The sequence below is a fragment of the Parafrankia elaeagni genome, from assembly GCF_000374165.1.
Lineage (GTDB): Bacteria > Actinomycetota > Actinomycetes > Frankiales > Frankiaceae > Parafrankia > Parafrankia elaeagni.
This window is the reverse complement of record NZ_KB893672.1, coordinates 1-18,307: the sequence shown is the minus strand read 5'-3', so window position 1 is coordinate 18,307 and position 18,307 is coordinate 1. Positions and strand designations below refer to the sequence as shown.

14 protein-coding genes and 3 pseudogenes are annotated in these 18,307 nt (G+C 71.4%); 12 read left to right on the top strand and 5 right to left on the bottom strand.

Annotated features, from left to right (window positions below):
- The first annotated feature begins 216 nt into the window (after window positions 1–216).
- Complete coding sequence (locus B207_RS0103665; RefSeq protein ID WP_051102377.1) at window positions 217–858, top strand: class I SAM-dependent methyltransferase; 642 nt, start codon at window positions 217–219, stop codon at window positions 856–858.
- On the opposite strand, the gene B207_RS32360 is transcribed toward B207_RS0103665, so the two are convergent.
- The gene (locus B207_RS32360) at window positions 845–2,341 is read right to left on the bottom strand and encodes an MFS transporter (protein WP_018635156.1); all 1,497 of its coding nucleotides are present in this window, start codon (window positions 2,339–2,341) and stop codon (window positions 845–847) included. The two genes, B207_RS0103665 and B207_RS32360, sit on opposite strands and share 14 nt — an antisense overlap.
- 120 nt (window positions 2,342–2,461) lie before the next feature.
- Here B207_RS32360 and B207_RS0103655 point away from each other — a divergent pair, with 120 nt between their 5' ends.
- Window positions 2,462–3,334 carry a helix-turn-helix transcriptional regulator gene (locus B207_RS0103655; RefSeq protein ID WP_018635155.1) on the top strand — a complete coding sequence of 291 codons (873 nt, stop codon included), beginning with the start codon at window positions 2,462–2,464 and terminating at the stop codon, window positions 3,332–3,334.
- 67 nt (window positions 3,335–3,401) lie between these two features.
- On the opposite strand, the pseudogene B207_RS42730 reads toward B207_RS0103655, so the two are convergent.
- Window positions 3,402–3,506, bottom strand: a pseudogene (locus tag B207_RS42730) (3-alpha-hydroxysteroid dehydrogenase); the annotation flags it as partial.
- Between B207_RS42730 and B207_RS42725 the strand changes: the two are divergent.
- Window positions 3,507–3,698 (top strand): annotated as a pseudogene (locus B207_RS42725) (TetR/AcrR family transcriptional regulator); the annotation flags it as partial.
- Window positions 3,699–3,704: 6 nt separating this feature from the next.
- Here the strand turns inward: B207_RS42725 and B207_RS0103645 are convergent.
- Complete coding sequence (locus B207_RS0103645) at window positions 3,705–4,895, bottom strand: ABC transporter ATP-binding protein (RefSeq protein ID WP_018635153.1); 1,191 nt, start codon at window positions 4,893–4,895, stop codon at window positions 3,705–3,707.
- 416 nt (window positions 4,896–5,311) lie between these two features.
- Here B207_RS0103645 and B207_RS0103640 point away from each other — a divergent pair, with 416 nt between their 5' ends.
- The 7 genes from B207_RS0103640 (at window position 5,312) to recQ (ending at window position 13,456) form a co-directional block, all read left to right on the top strand.
- Window positions 5,312–6,580 (top strand): ABC transporter substrate-binding protein, encoded by a 1,269-nt coding sequence (locus B207_RS0103640; protein WP_026310635.1) that lies wholly within the window; start codon window positions 5,312–5,314, stop codon window positions 6,578–6,580.
- A gap of 94 nt (window positions 6,581–6,674) precedes the next feature.
- Window positions 6,675–7,712: a carbohydrate ABC transporter permease gene (locus B207_RS0103635; protein ID WP_018635151.1), complete on the top strand. Its 1,038-nt coding sequence runs from the start codon at window positions 6,675–6,677 to the stop codon at window positions 7,710–7,712.
- Entirely contained in the window at window positions 7,709–8,548 is an 840-nt protein-coding gene (locus B207_RS0103630) for a carbohydrate ABC transporter permease (RefSeq protein ID WP_018635150.1), read from the top strand. The genes B207_RS0103635 and B207_RS0103630 overlap by 4 nt, the downstream gene beginning before the upstream one ends.
- Window positions 8,549–8,562: 14 nt before the next feature.
- Entirely contained in the window at window positions 8,563–10,113 is a 1,551-nt protein-coding gene (locus tag B207_RS0103625) for a glycoside hydrolase family 1 protein (RefSeq protein WP_018635149.1), read from the top strand.
- Window positions 10,110–11,150 (top strand): LacI family DNA-binding transcriptional regulator, encoded by a 1,041-nt coding sequence (locus B207_RS0103620; RefSeq protein ID WP_018635148.1) that lies wholly within the window; start codon window positions 10,110–10,112, stop codon window positions 11,148–11,150. Before B207_RS0103625 ends, B207_RS0103620 begins: the two co-directional genes overlap by 4 nt.
- An 89-nt stretch (window positions 11,151–11,239) precedes the next feature.
- On the top strand, window positions 11,240–11,488 hold the full coding sequence (locus B207_RS0103615) for a hypothetical protein (RefSeq protein ID WP_018635147.1): 249 nt from the start codon (window positions 11,240–11,242) through the stop codon (window positions 11,486–11,488).
- 108 nt (window positions 11,489–11,596) lie between these two features.
- Window positions 11,597–13,456 (top strand): DNA helicase RecQ, encoded by a 1,860-nt coding sequence (gene recQ / locus B207_RS0103610; protein WP_018635146.1) that lies wholly within the window; start codon window positions 11,597–11,599, stop codon window positions 13,454–13,456.
- 20 nt (window positions 13,457–13,476) lie between these two features.
- Here the strand turns inward: recQ and B207_RS42265 are convergent, their stop codons facing one another.
- Complete coding sequence (locus B207_RS42265) at window positions 13,477–15,744, bottom strand: BTAD domain-containing putative transcriptional regulator (RefSeq protein WP_018635145.1); 2,268 nt, start codon at window positions 15,742–15,744, stop codon at window positions 13,477–13,479.
- A gap of 474 nt (window positions 15,745–16,218) precedes the next feature.
- Here B207_RS42265 and B207_RS0103600 point away from each other — a divergent pair, with 474 nt between their 5' ends.
- Entirely contained in the window at window positions 16,219–16,656 is a 438-nt protein-coding gene (locus B207_RS0103600) for a hypothetical protein (protein ID WP_018635144.1), read from the top strand.
- A gap of 160 nt (window positions 16,657–16,816) precedes the next feature.
- A complete protein-coding gene (locus B207_RS0103595; RefSeq protein ID WP_018635143.1) occupies window positions 16,817–17,599 on the top strand; it encodes a hypothetical protein in 783 nt (260 codons plus the stop codon).
- Between the two features lie 473 nt (window positions 17,600–18,072).
- Here the strand turns inward: B207_RS0103595 and B207_RS40460 are convergent.
- Window positions 18,073–18,307, bottom strand: a pseudogene (locus B207_RS40460) (ISAs1 family transposase); the annotation flags it as partial.

Below are 18,307 nucleotides of genomic sequence, written 5' to 3'. Positions count from 1 at the left end.
GTACCGCTGACATCGAACAGACCGCCGGCGCCCAGCCATCGCCCGGCGCCTGGACGGCCGGCGCCCGGACGGCAGCCGGCACCTGGAAGGCAGCCTGTGTCGGACAAGCGATCGGCATCGGACACCCGGCTGACCTCCGACACACGCCCGAAGCCCGACCGGATGTCGGTCGCCGAGAAACGACGGGTGGCGGACGGCTGGCGCGCTGCGGAGATCATGACGGCAGCGGAACGCCGGCTGCACACCGCCGGGCCCCGACTGGCCCACGGACCGCGGAGCCCGGCCGAGTTCGAGGAGTTCTACCAGGTCACACCGCCCTGGGACATCGGACGTCCACAGCCGGCGTTCCTGGCACTGGCGGACGCCGGCATGCTGCGCGGGCGGGTCCTGGACCTCGGCTGCGGCACCGGCGAGCACGCCCTGCTGGCCGCCGGCCGCGGCCTGGACGCCGCCGGTGTCGACACCTCGGCCGTGGCCATCGGGCGCGCCCAGGCCAAGGCCGCGGAGCGCGGGCTCACAGCCCGGTTCCTCGTCTGGGACGTGCTGGACCTACCGGCCCTGGGCGAGAACTTCGACACCGTGCTCGACTGCGGCCTCTTCCACGTCCTGACCGACGAGGACCGGGCCGCGCTGGTGCTGGCCCTGGAAGCGGTGATCCCCGCCGGCGGCCGCTACTTCATGCTCTGCTTCAGCGACAGCGTCCCGGGTGATCTCGGCCCGCGACGGATCAGCCAGGCAGAGATCAGGAGCAGCTTCGCGGACGGCTGGCAGGTCGATGCGATCGAGCCGGCCACCCTGGCCGTCACCATCGACCCCGCCGGCATCCCCGCCTGGCTGGCCTCGCTCACCCGGCGGTAGGCGCCGCGACCGGCCGGCCCGCCCAGCGGCGGCGCGCCAGCACCAGCGCGCCGACCGCCGCGGCCAGCGCGACGGCGGCCAGCGCCCGGCCCGTCGCGTACTCCGCGTGGCGGGTCGAGCCGCCGTCGCCGGCTGCCGTGAGGAACACCGTCCCCACCACCGCCACGCCGATGACCTGGCCGAGCTGCATCAGGGTGAGCAGCAGCCCACTGGCGTCGGCCGCGTCCTCGACGGGCACGTGCTCCAGCGTCACCGACATGATGATCGACATCACGCCCAGCCCGAGGCCGATCAGCGCCGTCAGCGCCTCGTACCGCACTCCCCCACCGGCCAGCGGGCCGATGAAGAGATAGGACACCGCCGCGAGGGTGAAGCCGGCGGGGATCAGGCAGACCTGCCAGCGGGACGGAACCCGTTGCCAGTTCAGGCCGACGAACGCGAAGGCCACGACACAGGGCACGAACGCCAGGCCCGACATCAGCGGGCTCAGCCCGAGGTCGCCCTGCAGGTGCAGCGTGGTGGTGAACAGGAACCCGGCCCAGGTCGCCGGGGCCAGCAGGAGGATCGCAGCGGCCGGGCGCAGCCCGGGAGCAGCCAGCACCCGTCCCGAGATCAGCGGGCGCCGGCCCCGCGCGGCCACCCGCCCCTCCACGTACACGAAGAGCCCGAACACCGCGACCCCGGCGGCGAGAGACGCCCACGTCCAGGCCGGCCAGCCCAGCTCGTGCCCCAGGACCAGCGGCATCACGACCAGCAGGACGGACGCGGCGAGCAGGACCAGCCCCGGCAGGTCGAGATCCACCCCGCGCCGCGCCTCGTCAGCCGGCATCACCCGGGCGCCGACGGCCAGCAGCACCGCGCCGATCGGGACGTTCACCAGGAAGACCGTCCGCCAGCCGGCGCCGAACAGGTCGGCGCTGACCAGCAGCCCACCGGCGACCTGGCCGACGACCACTCCACCGGCGATCACCGCGGAGAAGTAGCCGAGCGCGCGCAGCCGCGCCGCCCCGGCGAAGTTCCGCTGGATCACGCTCATGACCTGGGGGGTCATCAGCGCGGCGAAGGCACCCTGGAGGAACCGGAAGACAATCAGGGTGGTCGGCCCGACCGCGAGGCCGCAGGCCAGCGAGGCGAGGGTGAAACCGGCCAGGCCCAGCAGGAACGCCCGCCGGTGGCTCAGCACAGCACCGAGGCGCGCCCCGGTGATCAGCAGGACCGAATAGGCGAGGGTGTAACCCGCGACCACCAGCTGCAGGCCGGCCCCGGAGACGTCCAGGTCCGAGCGCAGGGTCGGCAGCGCCACGTTCACGATGCTGACGTCCAGAATCGCCATGAACTGGCCGAGGAGCACGACCGCCAGCAGGGCCCCACCGGCCGGCCGGTGGGGGGTGGGCGGCTTCCGGGGAGTCGCGGAGGCGGGTCCGGCCGGGTCCGCCGAGCCGGCGAGTCCCGGCGCCGCGGGTGTCGGTAGTACATCAACCATGTCCAGCAGCTTCCGCGTGCGTGGACACTGGTAACGAGAGCCCGCTGATACTGGTACTGGCACCACCTGGCACGCTGCGCCCGCAGCGGACAGCCTGGAGGAGTGACGACGAGCGTAAGCGTGCCCGGACCGCGGAGGGAGCAGCGCCGCCGCTCCGAACTGGCCCTCTTCCTACGCAGCCGGCGGGCGCGTATCTCCCCCGACGACGTCGGCATGCCACCCGGGCTGCGCCGCCGCACCCCCGGGCTGCGCCGCGAGGAGGTCGCCCAGCTCGCCGGCGTGGGCGTCACCTGGTACACCTGGCTCGAGCAGGGGCGACCCATCAACGCCAGCCCCCAGGTCCTCGACGCGGTCGCGCGGACGCTGCGGCTGGCGCCCGCCGAACGCGAGCACCTCTACCGCCTGGCGGACACGCCGCTCCCGCCGCCCGCGTCCGACGAGGACCCCCAGGCGCTCCCCCAGGACATCCGCGCCATTCTGGACAGTCTCGACCCGCTGCCGGCCGCTCTGGTCAACGCCCGCTCCGACCTGCTGAGCCACAACGCCACCTTCGGCGCACTCGTCCCCTGCCTGGTCAGCGCGACCGCCCACGCGCGCAACTCCGTCTGGTTCTCCTTCACCGCGCCGCCACCCTGCAACCCGGTCGTACACACCGACGAGCTCATCGCCGAGCACGCGGCCATCTTCCGGTACCGCTACAGCCAGCATCTGGGTGAGCCGGGCTGGCGGGAGTTCGTCCACGACCTGTGCGCGGCCAGCCCCGACTTCGCCCGGCTGTGGGCCCGGCAGAACGTCTCCCAGCCGCGGCCGTGCAACAAGGTCTTCCGCTATGCCGGGATCGGCGACATCGCGACCCGCTCCACCAACCTCGAGCTGTCGGCCCAGCCCGGAACGAGGATCGTCGTCTACACACCGATCGACGACGCGAGCCGGGCCGGCATCGCCTGGATCCGCGAGCACCCCGAGGCCGCGAACCCCCCGCACGACCACTGACCTCGGGCGCGCCCGCCCGCGTCAGCAGGTCAGGACACAGGCGGCGCAGGCGACACAGGCGGCGTGGTCAGGCGGCCTCGTAGCTGAGGGCCGGCCCGAGCAGGAGGCCGCCGTCGACGACGAACTCCGAGCCGGTGGCGAACGACGCCTCCGCCGAGCTGATGAACAGCAGTCGAAGGCGACCCTTTTCAAGCAGTTCCCCACCAAGGCAGCGCTGTTCGACGCGATCGTGACCGCGTCCTGGCAGACCGGCGACGACGATGTGACACATCCGCCGGCGGGTGACCTGCACAGTGGCCTCACCACGATCGGCCGCCGCTATGTCGCCCTGCTCACCCGCCCCGGCATGGCCGACCTGTTCCGCAGGACGTCAGGACGCGGCGAGGGCGGCGACCTCCCGGCGCAGGGTCACGCCGGTTGCGGCGTCGAAGAAATGCAGCCGGTCGGCAGGGGCATGGAGCCGCAGTCCGCCGCCGTCGGTCACCGGGATCCGCGGATTCAGCGCCGCCGTGAACCGGCCAGTGCCAGCGAGGCCGGCCGAAGCGGCGGGACCAGCAGCTGCGAGAGCGGCAGTACCGATCGCGAGCTCTCCGTGGGCGAGGGTCTCGGTGCCGAGCCGCTCGACCAGGTCCACCTCGAGGTCGAGGATCAACGCCGGTTCCGTCGGCGGCTCGGTCTGGACGTCGTGCGGCCGGACCCCGACGATCACGTCGGCGCCGGTGGGCGGGGCGAGCGCCGTACGTACGGAGTCGGGCAGCTCGAGGGTCTGGGCGCCGACCCGCAGGGTCGCGGTTTCCCCCGACAGGGTCAGGCGACCGGGGACGAGATTGGTCGGCGGGCTGCCGATGAAGGTCGCGACGAAGACGTTCGCCGGCCGGCCGAACAGCTCGTCCGGGGTGCCGAGCTGCTGCAGGCGTCCGTCGTGCAGCACGGCGATGCGGTCGGCCATCGTCATCGCCTCGGTCTGGTCGTGGGTGACGTAGAGCGTCGTCGTGCCGAGGGTGCGCTGGAGGCGGGCGATCTCGGCGCGGACCCGCACGCGCAGCTTGGCGTCGAGGTTCGACAGCGGCTCGTCCATCAGGAACGCGCGCGGCTGGCGGACGATGGCGCGGCCCATCGCGACCCGCTGGCGCTGCCCGCCGGACAGTGCCTTCGGACGCCGGTCGAGCATCTCGGTGAGGCCGAGGATCTCGGCGGCGGTGGCGACCCGGCGGTCGCGTTCCGCCCGGTCGACGCGGGCCAGCCGCAGGCCGAACTCCATGTTCCGGCGCACGGTCATGTGCGGGTAGAGGGCGTAGTTCTGGAAGACCATCGCGAGGTCACGGTCCGCCGGGGGGACGCCGGTGACGTCCCGGCCGCCGACCAGGACCCGGCCGGCGGTGGGCGCGAGCAGGCCGGCGACGATCCGCAGCGCTGTCGTCTTCCCGCTGCCGGACGGGCCGATCAGGACCAGGAACTCGCCGTCCTCGACCTCGAGGTCGAGCGCCTCGAGGGTCGGCCGGTCGTCACCGGTCCGGTTGGCGTAGGTCAGGGTGACGTCGCGTAACTCGATCGTGGACATGGGGCTCCCTCTTCCCTTGGACACCCGCGGGCTTCCCCGGGGCACCCGAGCAGGGAAACCGCACCGCCGTCTGGCCGCGGCGCATGGTTCGCCCACGTGGGTCGCCGGTGGGAGCACACGGCACCACAACGACAGCGCGTGACCAGCCGTGACGGACGTTCGGATGAGGGAGGTACCCGATGTCCGCGTCGACGCGCCGTGACGCACAGGGTCGCACGGGCGTCCCGACACGTCCAGAGGTTCACCTGCCCCTCCACCCGCCTCTCTCTCCGTGGTTGCCGTGAAACCAGGAGTGTTCACGACATCGGTTCGTGGTCACTACTTGACAGTTTCGTAACTGGGCCCCACAGTTTCGAAGCCATGAGAGCGCTCACACGCGATCAGTGCGGTGGGCGTGAAGCCAGAGGGAGGGCTTCATGAAGGCACGACGAGGTCGCCATGGGGCGATGGCCGGGGCAGCCGTCCTGGCCATGGCCTTACTGACCAGCGCCTGCGGCGACGATGGAGGGAAGACCAAGCTCACCGTCAACACGTTCGGCGTCTTCGGCTACACGGAGCTGTACAGGGAGTTCGAGGCAAGCCACCCCGACATCGAGATCGTCGAGACCGTCAGCGAGTACAACGACCATCACAACAACCTGGTCAACCACCTGGCCGCCGGCTCCGGCGCCGCCGATGTCGAGGCGGTCGACGAGGGTTTCATCGCGCAGCTGAAAGCGACGCCGGAGCAGTTCGTCAACCTGCTCGACCTCGGCGCGGGCGACCGGGAATCCGACTACCCCGAGTTCAAGTGGGCGGCGTCGCTGTCCGCCGACGGCCGCTCGCAGATCGGCCTCGGAACCGATGTCGGCGGCCTGGCGATGTGCTACCGCACCGACCTGCTCGCCGCCGCCGGCCTGCCCACCGAACCGTCCGCCGTGAGCGCGCTCTGGCCGACCTGGAACGACTACTTCCGAACCGGCCGCGACTTCACGGCGAAGAACACCGGGGCCAGTTTCTTCGACGCCGCCACCAACATCTACAACGCCCAGGTCTTCCAGATCGACGAGAGCTACTACACCCCGGGGACGACGGAGGTGATCGTCGGTTCGAACCCGCAGGTCAGGGCCGCCTTCGACACCACCGCCCAGGCCATCGCGGACGGGCAGTCCGCCGGGCTGGTCGCCTTTGAGGACGAATGGGTGACGGCGATGAAGGAAGGGACCTTCGCCACGATCACCTGCCCAGCCTGGATGCAGGGCTACATCAGGGAAAACGCTCCGGAGACCGCCGGGAAGTGGAACATCGCCGCGATTCCCGAGGGCAGCGGCAACTGGGGCGGCTCCTGGCTGACGATCCCCGCCCAGAGCGACCACCGGGACCTGGCCTACGAGCTGGTCGCCTTCCTCACCGCGCCGGAGCAGCAGACCCGCATCTTCCAGGAGACCGGGAACTTCCCCTCCAGCGTGCAGGCGATCGGGAGTCCCGCGGTCCAGACGTTCACCAACCCGTTCTTCGACGACGCCCCGACCGGAAAGATCTTCGGCGAGTCCGCGGTCAGCCTGACGCCGCAGTACCAGGGGCCCAAGCACGGCGCCATCCGGCAGGCGATGGAACACGGCATCCAGCGCATCGAGCAGGAGGACCAGGCTCCCGCCGACGCCTTCCGGGAGGCCGTCGCGGAGGCGGAGCGGGCCGCCCGCTGACATCTCCCGCGCCCTGCGGGCGGTAGTGGTCCGCCGGACGTGGCACCAGGTTGACGCCACGCCCGGCGGGCCGAACGGGAAGGAGAGAAGGGCGATGACAATCGCAACACCGGCGGGTGCCGCGCGGGACGGGCACACCGACCGTTCCGGACCGGGCACGCCACCGCCCCAACTGCCGGGACCAGACCGGGCCGACCGGGCCGACCGGGCCGGGCCGCCCGCGCTGCGGCGGGCCGCGCGGGCGACGGTCCCCTACTGGCTCATCGCCCCGTTCTTCGTTCTCTTCATCGCCTTCGGGCTGTTCCCGATGCTGTACACCGCCTGGATCTCGCTCACCGACCGGGACATGCTCCGCCCCGGCGCCGAGAAGTTCATCGGTTTACGCAACTACATCGACCTGCTGTCCGACGACTTCTTCTGGAACGCGGCCGGCAACACGTTCCTGCTGATGGCGATGTCCTCGGTTCCGCAGCTGGTGCTGGCGCTGGTCCTCGCGCACACGCTCAACGCACGGCTGCGCGGGCGGACCCTGTTCCGGATGGGCGTTCTCCTGCCCAACATCACCTCGATCGTCGCGGTGACCATCGTGTTCAGCCAGATCTTCGGGCGCCAGTTCGGCCTCATCAGCTGGGCGCTCGACACGGTCGGCCTGGACCCGATCAACTGGCAGGCCGGCGAATGGACATCCAAGATCGCCATCGCGGCGATGGTGATCTGGCGGTGGACGGGCTACAACGCCCTGATCTATCTCGCCGCGATGCAGGCGATCCCGCGCGAGCACTTCGAGGCCGCGGCCATGGACGGTGCCGGCACCTGGCGCCAGCTCTGGCACATCACGCTGCCCGCGCTGCGCCCGACCATCGCCTTCACCGCCCTCGTCTCGATCATCGGGCAGATCCAGCTCTTCACCGAGCCGCTGCTGTTCGACACCTCGCCGGGCAGTGTCTCCGGCGGCAACAGCCGCCAGTTCCAGACCCTCGCGCTGCTGCTCTACGAGGAGAGCTTCCGGCTGCACAACTTCGGCTACGGCTCCGCCATCGCCTGGCTCATGTTCCTGGTGACCGTGGTGTTCGCGGCCGGCGCCTACCTCGTCACCCGCAACAGCTCCCGCCTCACCAGGGGTTCCCGATGACCTCCCGCATCCGTGGCGCCGGTGATCGTTCCGGGCCGCTGCGCTACCCACTCCTGCTGGTGGTCGTGTTCCTCTCCGCGTTCCCCGTCTACTGGACGTTCATGATCCCGTCCCGGACGAACGACGCGGTCGGGCAGCTGCCACCACCCTTCCTGCCCGGCGGGCACTTCCTCTCGAACGCCGCCCGGGTCTTCGACACCGTCAACTTCGGCAAAGCCCTGATGAACTCGTTCATCGTCGCCGGCACCATCACCCTCTGCACACTTCTCTTCTGCTCGCTGGCCGGTTTCGCGTTCGCGAAGCTGAGGTTCCGTGGACGGAACGCGCTCCTTCTGGTCGTGATCGCCACCATGATGGTGCCGATTCAGCTCGGCATCATCCCGCTCTACATCGAGATGCAGGAGCTGGGCTGGGGAAACCGCCTGATCTCGGTGGTGCTGCCGACCGCGGTGACGGCGTTCGGTGTCGTCTTCATGCGGCAGAACGTCCTGCAGGCCGTACCCGACGAACTACTCGAAGCGGGCCGCATGGACGGCTGCGGCACGCTGCGCCTGTACTGGCACGTCGCGCTGCCCGCCCTGCGGCCCGGGCTGGCGGTGCTCGGGCTGCTCACGTTCATGCAGGCCTGGAACGACTTCATGTGGCCGCTGATCGTGCTGAACTCCGAGAATCCGACGGTCCAGGTCGCGCTCAGCACGCTGGCCTCCGGCCACTACCGGGACAACACCCTCGTCCTCGCCGGGACCGCTCTCGGGACGCTTCCCGTCCTGGTGATATTCGCCCTGTTCGGCCGCCAGATCATCGGCGGCATCATGGAAGGCGCGGTGAAGGGTTGACGAACGAACCGATTGTGACGCAGATTGCCGGTGGGCTTCCGCCGGACTTCGTCTGGGGCGCCGCCACGGCGTCGTACCAGATCGAAGGCGCCTTCGACGAGGACGGGCGAGGGCCGTCGATCTGGGACGTCTTCGCCCGTACCCCGGGAAAGACCCGGAACGGTGAGAACGGCGACATCGCCACCGACCATTTCCACCGTTACCGCGAGGACGTCGCGCTCATGGCCCGTCTGGGTCTGACCGCCTACCGGTTCTCCGTCGCGTGGCCGCGGGTCGTCCCGTCCGGTTCCGGCCCGGTGAATCCGCGTGGCCTGTCCTTCTACGACCGGCTGGTCGACGAACTCCTCGCCGCCGGCATCGACCCGTGGCTGACGCTGTACCACTGGGACCTCCCGCAGCCGCTGCAGGACGCGGGCGGCTGGCCCAACCGGGACACCGCCCTGCGCTTCGTCGACTACGCCGAGCACGTGGTCACCGCGCTCGGTGACCGGGTCCGGCACTGGTCGACGCTCAACGAGCCGTGGTGCTCGGCGTTCGAGGGCCACCTGACCGGGCGGCACGCCCCCGGCGTGCGGGACGTCCGCGCCGCCGTCCGTACCGTGCACCACCTGCTGCTGGCCCACGGCCTCGGTGCGGCGATGCTGCGCACCCGCGGGGTGGGCGACGTCGGCCTGACCCTCAACCTCATCCCGGCCGAGCCGCCCTCGGCTGGCGACGGCTGGACGGCCGGGCCCGACTCCGGTGCCGGCAGCGGCGTCGGCGGCGTCGGCGGCGCCGAGGACGCCGAGGACGCCGTCCGGCTGGTGGACGGGCAGCAGATCCGGCTCTGGCTGGACCCGGTCCTTCGCGGCTCCTACCCCTCCGACGTGATGGCCGACTTCGCCCGTGCCGGCGCCGAGCTGCCGGTCCGGGACGGCGACCTCGCTCTCATCGCCGCTCCGGTGGACTGGATCGGGGTGAACTACTACGCCCCGCACCTCGTCACGCCGGGCCCGGATCCCAACCCGGCGCCGACCCCGTTCGCCGGCGCGGAGGCGGTGACCCGGGTCGAGACCACCGAGGACGTCACCGCGCTCGGCTGGCCCGTCCGCCCCGCCAGCTTCCTGCGCCTGCTGCGCCGGCTCGGCGCCGACTACCCGGGCACTCCCCTCTACATCCACGAGAACGGGGCGGCCTACGACGACGAGGTCGCCGCGGACGGCACCGTCCACGACCCGCTCCGGCTGCGGTACCTGGCCGAGCACCTGGATGTCGTGCGGCAGGCATCCGAAGAGGGTGTTGATGTTCGGGGATACTTCGTCTGGTCGCTGCTCGACAACTACGAATGGGCGGAGGGGTACCGGATGAGGTTCGGGGTCGTGCACGTCGACTTCGACACCCTTGTGCGGACGCCGAAATCCAGCGGGCTGTGGTACTCGCGGCTGATCGGTGAGCACCGCGCGGGCGGTGCCGGTACCGGGCGCAGTGCCGGTACCGGGCGCAGTGCCGGTACCGGGCGCAGTGCACGCAGCGAGCGCGACGGGCACCCCGGGCAGCTCGGCCGTGAGGCAAGCGGACAGTCATGAGCGTCGACGAGGGCCCGTCCGCGGCGCAGCGGCGGGCGCCGACGCTGGAGGCCGTCGCCGAGCTCGCCGGGGTGTCGCGGGCGACCGTGTCCCGGGTGGTGAACGACTCCGAGCGGGTCTCCCCCGAGGCCCGCGAGGCGGTCACCGCGGCGATCACCGCGCTCGGCTACGTCCCGAACCGGGCCGCCCGCAGCCTGGTCACCCGGCGCACCGACACCATCGCGCTGATCGCGCACGAGCGGCCGGACACCGTCTTCGCCGACCCGTTCTTCGCCAGTGTGCTGCGCGGCGCGAACCAGGCCCTCAGTCTCACCCAGCTCCAGCTCGTCCTGCTCCAGGTGCAGGGTGACCAGCAGCGCGACCGTGCGCTGCGCTACGTCGGCAACGGCCACGTCGACGGCGTGCTCCTCCTGTCGTTGCACGGCGACGACACGCTGGCCACCTCGGTCTCCAAGGCGGGCGTCCCACTGGTGATGGCCGGGCGGCTGCTCACCGGGGAGGTGGTCGACTCCGTCGACGCCGACAACGTCGGCGGGGCCGGGCTGGCCGTGCGCCGTCTGGTGGCGACCGGGCGGCGCAGGCTCGCGACCATCGCCGGCCCGCTGGACATGAGCGTCGGCGTCGACCGGCTCCGCGGCTACACCGAGGCGGCGCTGGAGGCCGGCCTGCCCGACGCCGCCGCCCGGATCGCGGCCGGCGACTTCACCGAGGCAGGTGGCCGGGCGGCCGCAGCCCGGTTGCTCGCCGAACACCCCACGCTGGACGCCCTGTTCGCAGCCTCCGACCTGATGGCCCTCGGCGCCCTGCGCGCCCTGCGCGCCGCGGGGCGGCGGGTCCCCGAGGAGGTCGCCGTGATCGGCTTCGACGACGCGGCCCCCGCCGCCTACTCCGATCCGCCGCTCACGACCATCCGCCAGCCGGTGGAGCGGCTGGGCCAGGAGATGGTCCGCCTGCTGCTGCGCCGCATCGGCGACGGCCCGGGTACGCCGGTCGCCGTGGTACTGCCGACCGAGCTGGTGGTCCGCTCGTCCGCCTGAGCCGCCGCCCGGTCGGATACTGCGCGCACCGCCGCCGCGGGGACACCGCGCGCCGCGCCACCGGGGACAATGGCGGGAGGAGGTCGGCGGTGGCGGAGATCAGGGTCAGCCCGGATGAGGCACAGGTGCTGCGGGCGGTGGCGGCACGCCGCGTGGAGTACCGGTGGCGCAGCGGACGGATCTCGGACCGTTACACCATCGGTGACGAGAACATCACCGTGGCCGCCAGGCCACTGGCCCGCCGCGGGCTGATCTGGAATCCTCCCGGCAGCACGCGTCCCGAACTTTCTCCCGTCGCCGCGGCCTGGGTCGCCGCCCACCCGGCGCCGGCGCCCTGACCCCTGCACCCCTGCACCCCTGACTGGGCAAGCCCTCATCGAGAACGCGTTGTCCACAGGCACCGGTCGGCTCGCCACTGCCGGGGAGGCGCCTTCTACAGTGGCCCCGTGACCTTGCCTTCCGTTCGCACCCCGCGTGACGCCACCGACGTGCTGCGCCGCGTCTTCGGCTACGAGTCGTTCCGCGGCGGCCAGCAGGAGATCATCGAGCACGTCGTCGCGGGAGGCGACGCCCTGGTCCTGATGCCGACCGGCGGCGGCAAGTCGCTCTGCTACCAGATCCCGGCGCTGGTGCGGCCCGGCACCGGGGTCGTCGTGTCGCCACTCATCGCCCTGATGCAGGACCAGGTGGAGGCGCTGCGCGCCCTCGGCGTCCAGGCGGGCTTCCTCAACTCCACCCAGGACGACAGCGCGCGCCGCGAGGTGGAGGCCGCGTTCGTCGCGGGCGAGCTCGACCTGCTCTACCTGGCACCCGAACGGCTGCGGCTGCGGTCGACCGTGGAACTGCTCGACCGCGGCGAGATCGCGCTCTTCGCGATCGACGAGGCGCACTGCGTCGCCCAGTGGGGCCACGACTTCCGCCCCGACTACCTGCTGCTGTCCGAGCTGGGCCAGCACTGGCCGCAGGTGCCGCGGATCGCGCTGACCGCCACCGCCACCCCGGCCACCCACCAGGAGATCACGGCCCGGCTCGGGCTCGAGAACGCCCGCCATGTCGTCGCCGACTTCGACCGACCGAACATCCAGTACCGCATGGTGCCGAAGAAGGAGCCGAAAGCCCAGCTCCTCGAGTTCCTGCGCACCGAGCATGCCGGCGACGCGGGCATCGTCTACTGCCTGTCCCGCGCCTCGGTCGAGAAGATCGCGGACTTCCTGGCCACCAACGGCATCGCGGCCCTGCCCTACCACGCCGGTCTCGACGCCCGGGTCCGCGCCGAGCACCAGTCCCGCTTCCTGCGGGAGGACGGCCTGGTCATGGTCGCGACCATCGCGTTCGGGATGGGGATCGACAAACCCGACGTCCGGTTCGTCGCCCATCTCGACCTGCCCAAGTCGGTGGAGGGTTACTACCAGGAGACGGGCCGCGCGGGGCGGGACGGGCTGCGCTCCACCGCCTGGCTCGCCTACGGCCTGCAGGACGTCGTCCAGCTCCGGCGGCTCATCGACACCTCGGAGGGCGACGCGGCGCACCGCCGACGGCTCGGCCACCACCTCGACGCGATGTTCGCGCTGTGCGAGACGGTGGAGTGCCGCCGGGTCGGGCTGCTGGCCTACTTCGGGCAGCCGCGGTCGGAGCCCTGCGGGAACTGCGACACCTGCCTGGAACCCCAGCAGTCGTGGGATGCGACCGTCCCCGCGCAGAAGGTGCTCTCCGCCGTGTTGCGCCTGCATCGCGAGCGGCGGCAGAAGTTCGGCGCCGGCCATGTGATCGACATCCTGCTCGGCAGGCGCACCCCCAAGGTCAGCCAGCACGGGCACGACACCCTGACCGTGTTCGGCATCGGCGCCGAGCTCGGCGAGGCCGAATGGCGGGGCGTCGTCCGTCAGCTCCTCGCCCAGGGGCTGCTGACGGTCGAGGGCGATCACGGCACCCTGCTGCTCACCGACGCGAGCGGGGAGATCCTGCGCAAGGAGCGCACCGTGTCGATGCGCCGGGAACCCCAGCGCCCCGCGAAGGCCGCGGCAGCGACGAAGAACCGCCGCGCGGCGGCACCGGTCGAGCTGCCCGAGCACGCGATGCCGCTGTTCGAGCGGCTCCGGGCCTGGCGGGCCGCCACCGCCAAGGAGCAGAGCATCCCCGCCTACATCATCTTCCACGACGCCACCCTGCGGGAGATCGCCACGGTCGCGCCGGCATCCCTCGCCGACCTCGCGACCGTGAGCGGCGTCGGCGAGAACAAGCTCACCAAGTACGGCGACGAGATCCTGCGCCTGTGCACGGAGGAGGAACCGCCGCCCGGGGAATGACCCGAACCGGGCGGAGCGACTCAGATCGGTTCGTGGCGGCGAACCTTCTCGTGCAGGCGGGCCGTCGCCGGTGCCGGGGCCACCCGCAGCTCCCGGGCCAGGAAGTCGGCGCAGGTGCGGAACTGCAGCAGAGCGAGGTGCGGCTGGCCCTGGCGGCTGTAGGACCGCATGAGGCGGCGGTGCGCGTCCTCCCGGCAGGGGTCGCGCTCCAGGATCTGCCGGCACAGCAGGGCGCACATCGCAGGGCGGCCGGCGTCCAGATAAAGGACACTGAGCTGGTCGAGGGCGTCCAGGTAGGTGAGGCGCAGCTGCTCGCGGGCTGGGACAGCCCAGTCATCCGACCGGCCGTCGGCGAGGAAGTCACCACGGTAGAGCGCCATCGCCGCCTCCCACTGCACGATCGCCTCGTCGGGGCACCCGGCGTCGACCAGGCGGCACCCTGCCTGCACGTGGCCCTCGAAGGCGTCCAGGTCGACCGACACCACCATCTCGGGCGCGAGCTGGTAGACGCCACGGTCGAACACGACGATCGCGGAGCTGGTCACCGCGCGGAAGACACGGCGCAGCCCGTGGACAGCCACCTGCAGGTTGTTCCGTGCCGCGGCCGGATCCGCGCCCGGCCACAGCGCCTCCATGACCACCTCCCGCGGCGGGGCGGCGGCCCGGTGCAGAACCAGATAGGCGAGCAGGGACCGCTGCCGCGCTCCCCAGCCACCCACCGGCTGGCCGTTCACCGCCGCCGCCAGCGGGCCGAGCACGTGGACGGCCAGCTCCAGCCGACCCGGCACCGCGACGCCCGTCTCCGACGGCCCGCCCGCCGGACGGGATGACCCTGCCTCCGGGCAGGGCAGGCCGCGGCTGTCGCGGTGGATATCGATATCGGGCTGGCGCTGCGTGATGACACCGAGGTTGGCCTGGTCCGCACCGGAGGCGGTGGTGAGACGCGCGTCGAACCAGCGCCGGGCGAGATCGGTCCTCCCACGAGACCACGTGACGTGCGCTGCCGCGTCCAGGAGTGCCGACTCAGCCTCGATGATCTCGGCGGGCAGGGCGTCGAGCCAGCGTCCGAGAGTGCTCCACTGACCGTTACCGATCATCTCCGCCGCCGCCGGGCGGAGCGCCTCGACGAGAAGCTGCTGGTCGCCGAGCGCGATCAGCATCGGGACCGCGGTCTCCGCGGCTCCCTCCCGCAGCAGGCGGACGGCGATACCTCGCAGCGTGGCGGGGTCCAGCCGGGCGTCGTCACCGAGCGCGGCGACGAGCGGGCCATGCCACACCGTCCGCAGCCGCCACCAGCCGTCGGCGAGAGGCTGGAACCACGGCCCCTGGACCGGCCCGGTGACCGCGCCCTGGTCGGCGGGGGCGACATAACCCACCTGCAGGATGTGGGCAAGCGCCCTCCGCGCGCCGGTGTCCGCCCGGGCCAGTGCGGCCTGGGCCAGCGACGCCAGCACCGCGGCCGAGGACGAGCCGCGGAAGGCCTGGGCCACGTCGGCGTCGGCGAGGGACGTCCGGGCGAAGGCGAGTGCCGCCCGGACGGCGGCCGAGCCGCGCAGCATCCCGGTCGCGCGCCGCCGCCGCAGCCAACGGCCCGGGCCTGCGCCCGCTCCGAGCCTCGGACCCGTTCCCGGCCCCAGGCCCGGGACTGTTCCCAGGCCGTCCCGGAGAGCCGGCCACATCTGCGGGATCTGCCCCGTAGGGAGCGCGAGCCTGCAGTTCCGGAGGGCGGGCCAGGAAGCGGTGTGTGCCGGCAGTGCTGTCGGCGCGCGACCGGGTCGCAGCAGGCGGGTCGCCGGCAGCTCCGCGTGCCCGATCACCACCCGTGGGATGTGCTCGGGCAGCGCTGCGATGACATGGCGGCAGGCCAGTTCCAGGGCGGGGCCGTATGGATCCACCCGGTCCGCGTGGTCGATCACCAGGGCCGCGTCAGCCGGGAAGGAGCTGGCGAGGGCCTCGCCCAGTGCCTGGTACAGCCCGTCCCAGCCGAAGATCGGGCCCGGTCTCGCCGCCGAGGCCCGCAGCAGATCCACGCCGAAGCCGGGGACCCGACGCCGCACCGCGGCCACCATCGTCAGCAGCAGGGTCGCCGGATCGCGGTCCTCGGTGCCCAGGCGGAGCCAGACGGGTCTGCGCCCGACGTCCAGCAGTGACTGCGTCAGGCCCTCGGTGAGCAGGCGTCCCGGGGGCACGACAAGCACTGTCACACCACCGCGCGCCGCGTCGGTGAATACGGAATGCGCGGCGACGGCCTGCCCCCTGACGGGTTCCAGTACCTTGCCCGCGAGCATGCATCCCCCATGCGGCCCAGCAGTCGGCGAAAACAATCAGAGCGCCGATGCCATCTTTATCACCCACCGGCCGACGGCACGCGTGATTGCCGGCAACCATGCGTCCGACGCTACGGAATACCAGCCTTCGAGGGCATGCACACCCCCACTCGGCTTCCCTGCCGCACCACTGGCGGACATCTTTCCGCAGCACGGGCAGCCGCTACCGCGCATCGCCCACGCTCCGGCGCGATGCGCGGAGCATCCGGCCGGCCGGACAGCAGCCAGCGTCCGCGCCCTCGACGGACAGGTTCCAGCCACAGCCCTCTGAGCAGGCGTTACTTCTCCAGAAGTACCGGGATTCCCGCGCTTAACCAGCATCCGCCGGCCCTTAAGTCAGGACCACATGATCATTAATCGGCCGGGTCTACACAGGGACACAGCCCGGCGCGCACCTGCCGCCGACACAGACGCCGAAACGAAGGGAATGCACCGGTGGTTGACGGAGAACAGCAGGGCAAGATCACGATCAGCGAATTCGTGGAGGTGGTGGATGACACCGGGTTTGGCCCGGCCAACATCATCGAAGTGGGCGACCCGTTCACCGTCTGGGTCGAGTTCGAGCTCTTCACGTACGAGATCCACGTGCTCGAGGATTATCTGAGCTACTCCGTGAAGTACTGGCTGAACGCCCTCGACGTGCCACAGCCGGCCTACCAGATCCCGACCCGAAGCGGCGCGACGGTCTTCGGCCAGCACACCTACGCCCAGGCGGTCACGGAGCAGAAGATCCCCGCCAGCAGCCTGCCGGCCGGCATCTACCAGATCGGCGCGGTCGTCACCTTCGCCCTGAACGCGCCGCCCCTTCCGCAGCGCCGCTACCCGCTCACCGCCTTCACCCAGCCCCGCACCATCCAGATCTACGAGCCGTAGTCGGCAGCTCACCCCAGCACGGCTCCCGCAACCCCGGGGCCACCCTCCGCGCGCGGCCGGTGGTGACATCGGCCGCGCGCAGCCCGAAACGCCCCCAGCCGGAACGCCTTCCCCCGCCGGTGCCCGACACCATCACCGGCGGGCAGCGACGGAGGCAACGATGGACGACGTCCCGCCCCCCCTCCCGCTCCCCACCTCGCCCACCGGCACAGCACCACTGCCCGGCGCCGACACGGCCGAGGGTGCGAGGGCGGTCGAGCACCCGGACCCTCAGCACCCGGACCCTCAGCACCCGGACCTTCAGCACGAGGAAAGCTTTGTCGTGCGGCTGCTCATGGAGGGAAACGCGGTGCGCAGTACCAGCGCCCGGCACTCCCGCGGGGGCATCGAGGCACGCTGGCCGTCATGGGCACCGACGAATCTCACGACGTTCATCGAGGCCCACCTGACACATGTCATGCCGGGCGTCCGCCATGACCCGCAGGCCGACCACGCGGGCAGCGGCACCGGACCCGCGCCGGGCGGAGCCCACCTCCACGCGCGCGTCGAGCCGGCCGCACCGCGCGCTGGGTCACCTTTTGACATCTGGTTGGCGCTGCGCGTCGGCGGCCAGACCCTTCCACCCTGGGGATCACTCGACTATTTCGCGGTGGCTCGGGTGGATCCCGTCGACGTCCCCGGAGCAGAAGGAAACGGGAAAGGATCCGGCGGCGGTATCGACGTCGAATCCGTTGGCACAGGAGCGCCGGTTCGACAACACCCGCCGCTGCACTCCCAGGGTGCCGTTCTCGCGCCATCCGTCACGATTCATCTGGCGAGCCCCGGACTGCCTGCCGGCCACTACAGTCTCACCGCCGCCATAAGTCTGCGAATTCCCGGCGTCCGGCGGCCACTCGGCGTCACCGGTGCCGGCCGGGCGACCTTCGAGGTCAGGAGCCACTGACCGCCCACGGCCAGCCCTGCCCGCCGCACCTCCGGCGCCCCCGACTCGTTCCAGGCGGTCGCGGCGCGGTTCCACCGTGGGACGACCTCGCGAGCAGGAGGCCGGATCTCACTCCCGATCCGAGTGACCAGGCGGACGCCCAACTCATACCACCGAAGCCCAGGGCGGCACCCGCGGCACGAGCGGCCCGCGCAGGATCTGGCACCCGTCAGGATCGGTATCTGCGACGAAGGGCCCGGACGGCGGTGACCCACGCGCACGGACCAGCTGGCCACGGAAACGGACAACACGGCCAGCCAGCCAACCGACCACAGCCAAGATCCCAATATCCCAGGTTCGAGCAGATGTACAGAAACCTGCGACAACTTGTCACAAATTTGTTCCGGAGTAGCAAGGACAACGATCCGAACCCACCTCGCCAGTGTTGGGAACCAGGGCTGCGCGAAGATCGCCTAGTGTGACGATCCATTGCCCTATGTAGCCAGGTAGTGGAGTGCCCGGTAGCGGTCGCCGGCGATGCGCTCGAGGGTTTCCTTGACCTTTCGGACTCCGTGGAGGCGGAGGAGACTCAGCGCGAGGTTGCGGATGGTGGCGAGGTTTCTGGGCCCGTTTCCTCGGGAGGCGTGGCAGGCGTCCTCGCGCCAGGCGGTGTCGCGGATGTAGTGGAGGCGGTTCTCGATTCCCCAGTGCAGGCGGACGTGGGTGTGG

Bases quoted from the DNA above. Each gene is read 5' to 3' on its own strand.
- B207_RS0103635 (WP_018635151.1), top strand. From the start codon at position 6,675: ATGACAATCGCAACACCGGCGGGTGCCGCGCGGGACGGGCACACCGAC.
- B207_RS0103630 (WP_018635150.1), top strand. From the start codon at position 7,709: ATGACCTCCCGCATCCGTGGCGCCGGTGATCGTTCCGGGCCGCTGCGC.
- B207_RS32360 (WP_018635156.1), bottom strand. From the start codon at position 2,341: ATGGTTGATGTACTACCGACACCCGCGGCGCCGGGACTCGCCGGCTCG.
- B207_RS0103620 (WP_018635148.1), top strand. From the start codon at position 10,110: ATGAGCGTCGACGAGGGCCCGTCCGCGGCGCAGCGGCGGGCGCCGACG.
- B207_RS0103595 (WP_018635143.1), top strand. From the start codon at position 16,817: ATGGACGACGTCCCGCCCCCCCTCCCGCTCCCCACCTCGCCCACCGGC.
- B207_RS0103640 (WP_026310635.1), top strand. From the start codon at position 5,312: ATGAAGGCACGACGAGGTCGCCATGGGGCGATGGCCGGGGCAGCCGTC.
- B207_RS0103645 (WP_018635153.1), bottom strand. From the start codon at position 4,895: ATGTCCACGATCGAGTTACGCGACGTCACCCTGACCTACGCCAACCGG.
- B207_RS0103665 (WP_051102377.1), top strand. From the start codon at position 217: ATGACGGCAGCGGAACGCCGGCTGCACACCGCCGGGCCCCGACTGGCC.
- B207_RS42265 (WP_018635145.1), bottom strand. From the start codon at position 15,744: ATGCTCGCGGGCAAGGTACTGGAACCCGTCAGGGGGCAGGCCGTCGCC.